Origin of the sequence: Mesorhizobium sp., assembly GCF_017306585.1 — a bacterium.
Lineage (GTDB): Bacteria > Pseudomonadota > Alphaproteobacteria > Rhizobiales > Rhizobiaceae > Mesorhizobium.
Genome location: NZ_JAFKIC010000170.1, coordinates 24,392 through 32,053 on the forward strand (window position 1 = coordinate 24,392; position 7,662 = coordinate 32,053).

5 protein-coding genes are annotated in these 7,662 nt (G+C 67.2%); 2 read left to right on the top strand and 3 right to left on the bottom strand.

What is annotated here, in order from left to right:
* Positions 1–68: 68 nt before the first annotated feature.
* A complete protein-coding gene (locus J0I79_RS20160) occupies positions 69–2,285 on the top strand; it encodes a mechanosensitive ion channel domain-containing protein (RefSeq protein ID WP_292862834.1) in 2,217 nt (738 codons plus the stop codon).
* A 144-nt stretch (positions 2,286–2,429) separates the two neighbouring features.
* On the top strand, positions 2,430–3,869 hold the full coding sequence (locus tag J0I79_RS20165; RefSeq protein ID WP_292862837.1) for a deoxyribodipyrimidine photo-lyase: 1,440 nt from the start codon (positions 2,430–2,432) through the stop codon (positions 3,867–3,869).
* A 15-nt stretch (positions 3,870–3,884) separates the two neighbouring features.
* On the opposite strand, the gene J0I79_RS20170 is transcribed toward J0I79_RS20165, so the two are convergent.
* The 3 genes from J0I79_RS20170 to J0I79_RS20180 all read right to left on the bottom strand — a co-directional run bounded on the left by J0I79_RS20170 (position 3,885) and on the right by J0I79_RS20180 (position 7,625).
* Positions 3,885–4,871, bottom strand: a complete 987-nt coding sequence (locus J0I79_RS20170) for an ABC transporter permease (RefSeq protein ID WP_292862840.1) — start codon at positions 4,869–4,871, stop codon at positions 3,885–3,887.
* Positions 4,872–5,088: 217 nt separating this feature from the next.
* Positions 5,089–6,060, bottom strand: coding sequence for an ABC transporter permease (locus tag J0I79_RS20175; RefSeq protein ID WP_292862843.1), 972 nt, complete (start codon positions 6,058–6,060; stop codon positions 5,089–5,091).
* Positions 6,057–7,625, bottom strand: coding sequence for a sugar ABC transporter ATP-binding protein (locus tag J0I79_RS20180; RefSeq protein WP_292862852.1), 1,569 nt, complete (start codon positions 7,623–7,625; stop codon positions 6,057–6,059). Before J0I79_RS20180 ends, J0I79_RS20175 begins: the two co-directional genes overlap by 4 nt.
* Between the last annotated feature and the right edge of the window lie 37 nt (positions 7,626–7,662).

Below are 7,662 nucleotides of genomic sequence, written 5' to 3' on the forward strand. Positions count from 1 at the left end.
CCCTTTGTGAGTCGGCAATCGCGCCAAACGCCCCATATTGGCCTGAGAATCGCGAGGACCTGTCAGGGATGAAGAGCTTCCTTTTCGCGCTGGCGTTGCTGTTCAGCACTGTCGCAACCGCAGCGCTGGCGCAGCAATCGCCGCCGGCGGCCGCCACATCCGACCCGATGGGCGCGCTGCTCGACGTCATGAAGGACGAGACGCTGCGCAATGAACTCATCCGCAAGCTGGAGGAGAGCCGTGGCCAGCCGGCCGAGGCCGCATCCCAGGCCAGTCCGTCAGCCGCAAAACCCGCTGCAGACAAGCCCGCCGCGGAGAAGCCCGCGGCCGACAAGCCGGCGGCTGCCGCGGCGGCCGTGGCCGACGTGTTCAGCAACAAGGGCCTGGCTACCGGCCTGCTCGAATGGCTGCGCGACCTGCAGAACCGCTTGCCGTCGGCCGCGCTCGGCGCTCCCATCGACGACAAGTTCAGGCAGGCCGGCTTCCAGATCGAACGGCGGCTTTCGACGTCCGACATGTCGGGGCAATTGCGCGATATCGGCCTGCGCTGGGTGCCCGGCTGGCTGGTCGGCACGCTGGCGGCGATCGCCACGCTTATGCTGGTGCGCCGCCGCATCCGGGCAAAGGTGGCGCGCTCGTCGACGCTCGGCCATGTCGCCAGGGAAGCGGCGCTGCGCGGTGGGATAGGCCTGCTGCCGCTCGTCGCCTGCCTGGTGGTGGTGCTGGCCTGGATCGCGCTGGTCGGCCTCTCGCAGCAGGGCGGCATCGTGTTTTTCGTGCTGTGCATGCCGTTCGTCATGGCGCTGACGGCCTCGGAGCTCACCTCCTCGCTGCTCTTGTTGCTGGCACCGTCCAAGGGATGGCGGCTCGTCGCCTACGCACAGCGGCGTTTGTCGCCGGTGGTCGGGCTGCTGGTCGGCGTCGCCACCGGCGCCACGGTGATGCTGATCCCGGAACTGAGCGCGGCGATAGGTCCCGCGACAGCCGATATCGCCAAGCTCGTGCTGGACCTCGCCGTGCCGCTGATCGCTCTTTTCATCATCCTCCGCGACCGGCGCATCGTGCGGGCGCTGATCGTGCGCGGGCATGTGCCGGAGGAGGACAGTTCGCCGCTCGACCGCGCCATCTACCGCGTCGGCTCCAACTGGCACCGGCTCGGCATCATCTTCGTGGTGCTCAACATCGGCGCCCGGCTGTTCGGCACGGAGACCGGCGGTTTCCTCGTGCAGTCCTTCCTGTCGGTGGCGATCATCGTTCTGGCGCTCATCGCGTCCACCACCTTGCGGCGGCTCGGCGAGGAGAAGGAGACGCGCTACATCAGGCCGGGCAAGCGCGGCGTGCAGCGGGCCGTGTTCATGCGCGCCAAGTCGATCCTGTTCAAGGCGCTGCAATTCATCATCGGCGTCGGCGCGGTGGTGATCTGCCTCGACCTGTGGGGCGTCGACATCCTGGCCTGGGCGCGCAGCCAGGCCGGCCTGTCGGTTCTGGGACCGCTCGCCTCCATCGGCGTGGTGCTTTTGACGGCCTGGACGCTGTGGGTCATCCTCGACGCCTGGATCAGCCACGCACTGTCGCCTGACAATGCGGTGGGCGGGCGGCCACGATCGGCGCGCATCATGACGCTGCTGCCGCTCTTGCGCAATTTCGCCTTCGTGGCGCTGTCGGTGCTGACCATCATGGGCGTGCTTTCCAATATCGGCATCAATATCGCGCCGCTTATCGCCGGCGCCGGGGTCGTCGGCCTGGCGATCGGCTTCGGCTCGCAGCAACTGGTGCAGGACGTCATCACCGGCCTGTTCATCCTGCTGGAGGACACGATCGCCATCGGCGATACGATCAGCACCGGGGACCGGACCGGCACGGTCGAAGCCTTGACCATCCGGACGGTGAAGATCAGGGATGGCGACGGCGCGCTTCACTCCATTCCGTTCTCCACCATCAAGGCGCTCAAGAACAGCTCGCGCGGCTTCGGCGTCTATACGGTGAGCGTAACCATCGACACCGACGCCGATGTGGAGCGTGCGATCGATGTGATGAAGGATGCCGGCAACGAGGTGCGCAAGGACCCGAAATTCGCCTCGCGCATCATCGGCCCTTTCGACGTGTCGGGGATAGACCAGATCGGTCTCGACGGCATCGTGGTCAAGGGATCGATCAAGACACGGCCGCTGCAGCAGTACGGCGTCGGCAATGAACTCAACCGGCGTGTCCGGGAGGCGCTGCAACGGGCCGGCGTGCCGCTCGCCAGGCGGTCCCTGCCGCCGATGGTCGCCGAGGGCGCGTAAAGTATCGCCTATGCCTGCAATCGCGCTGGTCACCGAAGCGCTGGCGCTCTAGATCACAATCGATACCCGCGTCGATCGTTCGGCCGGCGCGGGTTGCTCGATACCGCGGCGCGGGGTTGCGGACTGGTTCTGAAGGAAGCGGGTTTGGAGCGGAATGGATCGAGCGGCGCGCCTGTGATCGTCCTATTCAGGGACGACCTCAGGGTTTCGGACAATGGCGCGCTCGCGGCCGCCGACGACACGGGGCGGCCGGTCGTGCCGCTTTTCATCCTCGACGAGGAGGGGAAGGACGCGCGGCCGGCGGGCGCGGCCAGCCGCTGGTGGCTGCACCATTCGCTGGCGGCGCTGGAGCAATCGCTGGACAAGCTCGGGGCCAGGCTTTTCCTGAGACAGGGCCCGACGGAAAAGATCGTGGTCGAGGCGCTGAAGGCGACCGGCGCGGAGGCCGTGTTCTGGAACCGCCGCTATTCTCCGGCCGGCATCGAGACCGACAAGGCGCTGAAGGTCGGGTTGCGCGAACAGGGGATCGAGGCGAAGAGCCATGACGGCTTCCTGCTGCACGAGCCGTCGCTGGTGGCGACGCAGTCGGGCGACTTCTACAAGGTGTTCACGCCGTTCTACAAACGGCTCTCCCAGGACGAAGTGCGCGATCCGATCGACCCGCCGAAATCCCTGAAGGGGTGGAAGGGGCGGTTTCATTCGGACACGCTCGCCGACTTCGCCTTTCTGCCGCGACATCCCGACTGGTCGTCTGGCATGGCGGAGCGCTGGGAACCCGGCGAGCAGGGAGCCAGAAGCAGGCTGGAGGCGTTTCTCGACGACGGGCTGAAAGGCTACGCCGACAACCGGGACATTCCCGGCATCGAGGGCACGTCGGGCATGTCGCCATATCTGGCGCAAGGCGACATATCGCCATTCCAGATCATGGCGGCGTTCCGGCGCCGGCATGGCAGGGACGCCGAGACGTTCCGCAAGGAACTATGCTGGCGCGAGTTCTCCTACCATCTGCTGTTCAACCGGCCCCGCCTGCACAAGGAGAACTTCCGGCCGGCTTTCGACGCCTTCGAGTGGAGAAGCGCGCCGGCCGCGCTCAAGGCCTGGCAGCGGGGCCGCACCGGTTATCCGATCGTCGACGCCGGCATGCGCGAGCTCTGGCAAACCGGCTGGATGCACAATCGCGTGCGCATGATCGCAGCATCCTTCCTGATCAAGGACCTGCTGATCGACTGGCGCGCCGGCGAGGAATGGTTCTGGGATACGCTGGTCGATGCCGACGCCGCCAACAACCCGGCGAGCTGGCAATGGGTGGCCGGGTCGGGCGCGGACGCCGCGCCTTATTTCCGCATCTTCAATCCCGTGCTGCAGGGCGAGAAGTTCGATCCGAAGGGCGAGTACATCAGGCGCTACGTGCCGGAGCTCGCCAGGCTGCCCGACCGCTACATCCATCGCCCCTGGGAAGCGCCGTCGTCGGTGCTCGACGATTGCGGCCTTTCGCTTGGAAAGGACTATCCGGCGCCGATGGTCGATCATGCCAAGGCGAGGGATCTCGCCATGGAGATCTATCGCGGCACGCGCGAGGACTAGGCGCGAGGCTGCCCCCTACCTGTCCTCGACAATTCTCAGATACGCCGCCGTCACGAATAGCACGATCAGGCCGAACAGGATGCGCCTTGCTCCCTCCGGCATCTGCAGGATGGTCAGCAGCGTCGTCAGCACGGTCAGGATCAGCGCGCCGATGATGGTGCCGGTGTAGCCGCCGCGGCCGCCGAAGATCGACGTGCCGCCGATGACGGCGGCGGCCACGGAAGGGAGTACCAGCGGTTCGGCGAGCGACAGGGATGGGGCCTTGATCAGGCCGATATAGAGCAGGCCGGTGATGCCGGCGAGCAGGCTGGAGACGATGTAGAGCGCCGTGATGACCTGCCAGTATTGGACGCCGGACAGGCGGGTGGCGCGCTCATTGTCGCCGACGGCGTAGAGCAGGCGACCGAAGCCGGTGCGGGCGAGCGTGAAGACGATGAGTACCGCCAGCGGCACGAACAGGAGCAGCGCGTTGGGGAAGCCATAAGTGACGCCGGTGCCCAGCCAGTTGAGAAAGTCCGGAATCTTGGCGCCGGAGGCGATCACGGTGCGCTGGTAGACCTGCAGGCAGCCGGTGCCGATCAGGCTGGTGCCCAGCGTCATGATCAGCGGGTGGACGCGGAAGACGCCGACGCCGATGCCGTTGACGAGGCCGATCAGCACCGCCGGCATCATCGCCAGCAGGAAGGCGACCGCCGGGTCCTGGTTGACGATCTGGGTCGCCATGATGAAGGCGCTCATCGTCGCCACGGTGCCGACCGAAAGGTCGATGCCGCCGGTCAGCATGGTCATGGTCTGGCAGCCGGCCAGGATCGCCAGCGGAATGGCGAATTTGATGGTGTTGGCGATCCAGCGCTCGTTGACGATGCCGGGTCGCAGGATCTGCAGGATCACCACCAGGATGACCAGCAGGATGATCAGCGGCACCAGCGGCCGGTCGGCCATAAAGCGCTTGATGCGGCGGCCGAGGGGGAGGGGTGGAGGCGTGATCGCTGATGTGCTCATGGGGTGGCTCCAACTCGCGACTGGCGTGGCGCGACGCATCTCTTCCTTCTCCCCCTGTGGGAGAAGGTGGATCGGCGCGCAGCGCCGAGACGGATGAGGGGTGCTGGAGGGAATGAGACGTTGGTGTCTTCTGGAACACCCCTCATCCGACCTCGCTTCGCGAGGCCACCTTCTCCCACAAGGGGAGAAGGGAAGTCGGCGTGCGGATGCCCCCTCATCATTGCCGCCCTCGCATGGTGATAAACGCGCCGAACATCACCACGGCGACCATGATCAGGCCCTCGATGATGGCGGTGACGTTGGGGTCGATGGCGAGCAGGGTGAGATCGGTGCGCACCAGGCGCAGCACGAAGACGGCGATGATGGGGCCGAGCAGGCCGCCCTTGCCGCCGCCCAGCGCCACGCCGCCCAGCACCACGGCGGCGACGCTGGCGAGCAGATAGGGGCCGGGGATGGGCGCGCCGATGCCGGTGCTCATGGTCAGCGCCAGCCCGCCAAAGGCGGCGAACAGGCCTGACAATGCGTAAGCCAGGATGCGGGTACGCTTGACCGGCACGCCTGAGCGGAACGCCGCCAGTTCGCTGGAGCCGATGGCGTAGATGGAGAGGCCGAGGCGCGAGCGCCTGAGCGGGATCCAGACGACGCACAGGCAGATGACCAGCACCAGCAGTGCCTTCGGCAGCCAGGCATCGATGGCGTCGGGCAGGCCGGGTATGGGCACCGTGCCTGAAATCAGCGCCTTCAGCCATTCGGCGGCCCCGCCACCTGGTGCGTCGAGCACGAGCAGGGCCGCACCCTGCAGCACGAACAGCATGGCGAGCGTGACGACGATGTCGGGCACGCGGGTGACGACGATGAGCAGGCCGTTGAGCGCGCCGAGGACGAAGCCCATGGCGAGCACGAAGGGCACCACGAACAGCGCGTATTCTTCCGAGGCGCCGGCCATCATCGAGGCGGCGGTGACGCTGGTCAGCGCCATCATCGCCGCGACCGAAAGGTCGATGCCGCCGGCGATGACGACGACCGTCTGCGCGGCGACCGCGAAGGCATAGGGCAGCACGGCCCGCGCCAGCGAACCGAAGTCGCCGCTGCCATAGCCGGGCTGGATGATCTTGGTGATGATGAAGAGAGCGACCAGCAGGGCGAACAGGCCCGATACCCAGCCCTGGCGGCGCAGGAAATGGCTCATGGGCGTGCCTCCGGCGTATCGGAAGCATTGGTCGAAACCGATGGGTTTGCCGAGGGATCGGCCAGGATGCCGACATCGGCCTTGGCGCCGCGCGGCAGGCCGTAGGCGGCGCGCATCAGCGCCGGCTCGTCCGCTTCCTCGACCGGGAAGATGTCGACGAGGCGGCCGCCGAAGATGACGATGACGCGGTCGCAGACGCGCTGCACCTCTTCCAGCTCGGAGGTGTAGAACAGCACCGACTTGCCGTTGCCGGCGAGCTCGCGCAGCAGATGATAGATCTCCTGCTTGGTGCCGACATCGATGCCGCGCGTCGGGTCGAAGCACAGGATGGTGCGGGCGTCCGCCGCGATCCAGCGGGCAATCGTCACCTTCTGCTGGTTGCCGCCGGACAGGCGCTGCACCTCGCCCTGTGCGCGGGTGTCGATCTGCAGGCGCTGGATGGCGCTGAGCACCGTCGCGCGCTCCTTGCGCATGGCGATCGGACCCCAGTTTCGCAGCGCGGCGCTGAAGGGCAGCGCGATGTTTTCACGCACCGAGCGCTGCATGGCGAGCGCCTCGGAACGGTCGCCCGGCACATAGGCGATGCCCGAGCGGATGGCGTCGATCGGGTGGGCGAATTTCACCTGGTTGCCATCGACCTCGATCGTGCCGCCGCTCGGTTTGATCGAGCCGGCCAGCGCGGAAAACAGTTCGTCCTGGCCTTGGCCTTCCAGCGCCACCACGCCGGCCACCTCGCCATCCCTGAGATCGAAGGAGACATCGTTGAGCTTGGCGCCGACGCGCAGATTGCGCACCGCGATGCGCGGGCGGGCAGGGGCCGATGCCGTGCCCTGACCGGCGGCGCGGGGCTGGACCTTGGTCTTGACGATGCGGGTGCCGAGCATCAGCTCGACGATCTTTTCCTCCACGCCCGGCACGATGTCGACGACGCCGACAGTCTCGCCGTCGCGCAGCACGGTGGCGCGGTCGCAAAGTGCCGCGATCTCGACGAAGCGGTGCGAGATGAAGATCACGGCGCGGCCGGCGTCGCCCTGGCGGCGCACCACTTCCAGCACCTTTTCCGCGAGGTTGGCGGGCAGCGCCGCCGTCATCTCGTCGAGCAGCAGCACGTCGGGCTCGACGGCGAGCGCACGGGCGAGGTCGAGCACGCGCAATATGGCCAGCGGGATGTCGCGCGCTGTGTCGCGCAGATCGAGATCGGGAATGCCGAGTTCGCGCACCCAGGCGCGGAACGGCTCGACCGGCGTGGCGGTGAGCCTGAGATTGGACAGGACGTCGAGATCGGGGATCAGCGACGGCTCCTGGTAGACCGGCAGCAGGCCGGCGCGGCGCGCGGCGGCGGGCGAGCGTATGTCGCGCGCCTCGCCACGGATCAGGATGCGGCCGGCGGAGGCGGGAACCGCCCCGGTCAGGATCTTCACCAGCGTCGACTTGCCGGCGCCATTGGCGCCCATCAGCGCATGCACCTCGCCCGGCAGCACGGACAGCGACGCATTGCGCAGCGCGGCGACCGCGCCGTAATTCTTGGCGACGCCGGAGGCGTCGAGGAGGGGGTTGGTGGTCAAATCGATGTCCGCATTAAAATTTGGGTTGCGCTCTATG

What these genes read in the sequence shown, in the direction of transcription:
- J0I79_RS20170 (WP_292862840.1), bottom strand. Translation starts at nt 4,871, where the DNA reads ATGAGCACATCAGCGATCACGCCTCCACCCCTCCCCCTCGGCCGCCGC.
- J0I79_RS20175 (WP_292862843.1), bottom strand. Translation starts at nt 6,060, where the DNA reads ATGAGCCATTTCCTGCGCCGCCAGGGCTGGGTATCGGGCCTGTTCGCC.
- J0I79_RS20160 (WP_292862834.1), top strand. Translation starts at nt 69, where the DNA reads ATGAAGAGCTTCCTTTTCGCGCTGGCGTTGCTGTTCAGCACTGTCGCA.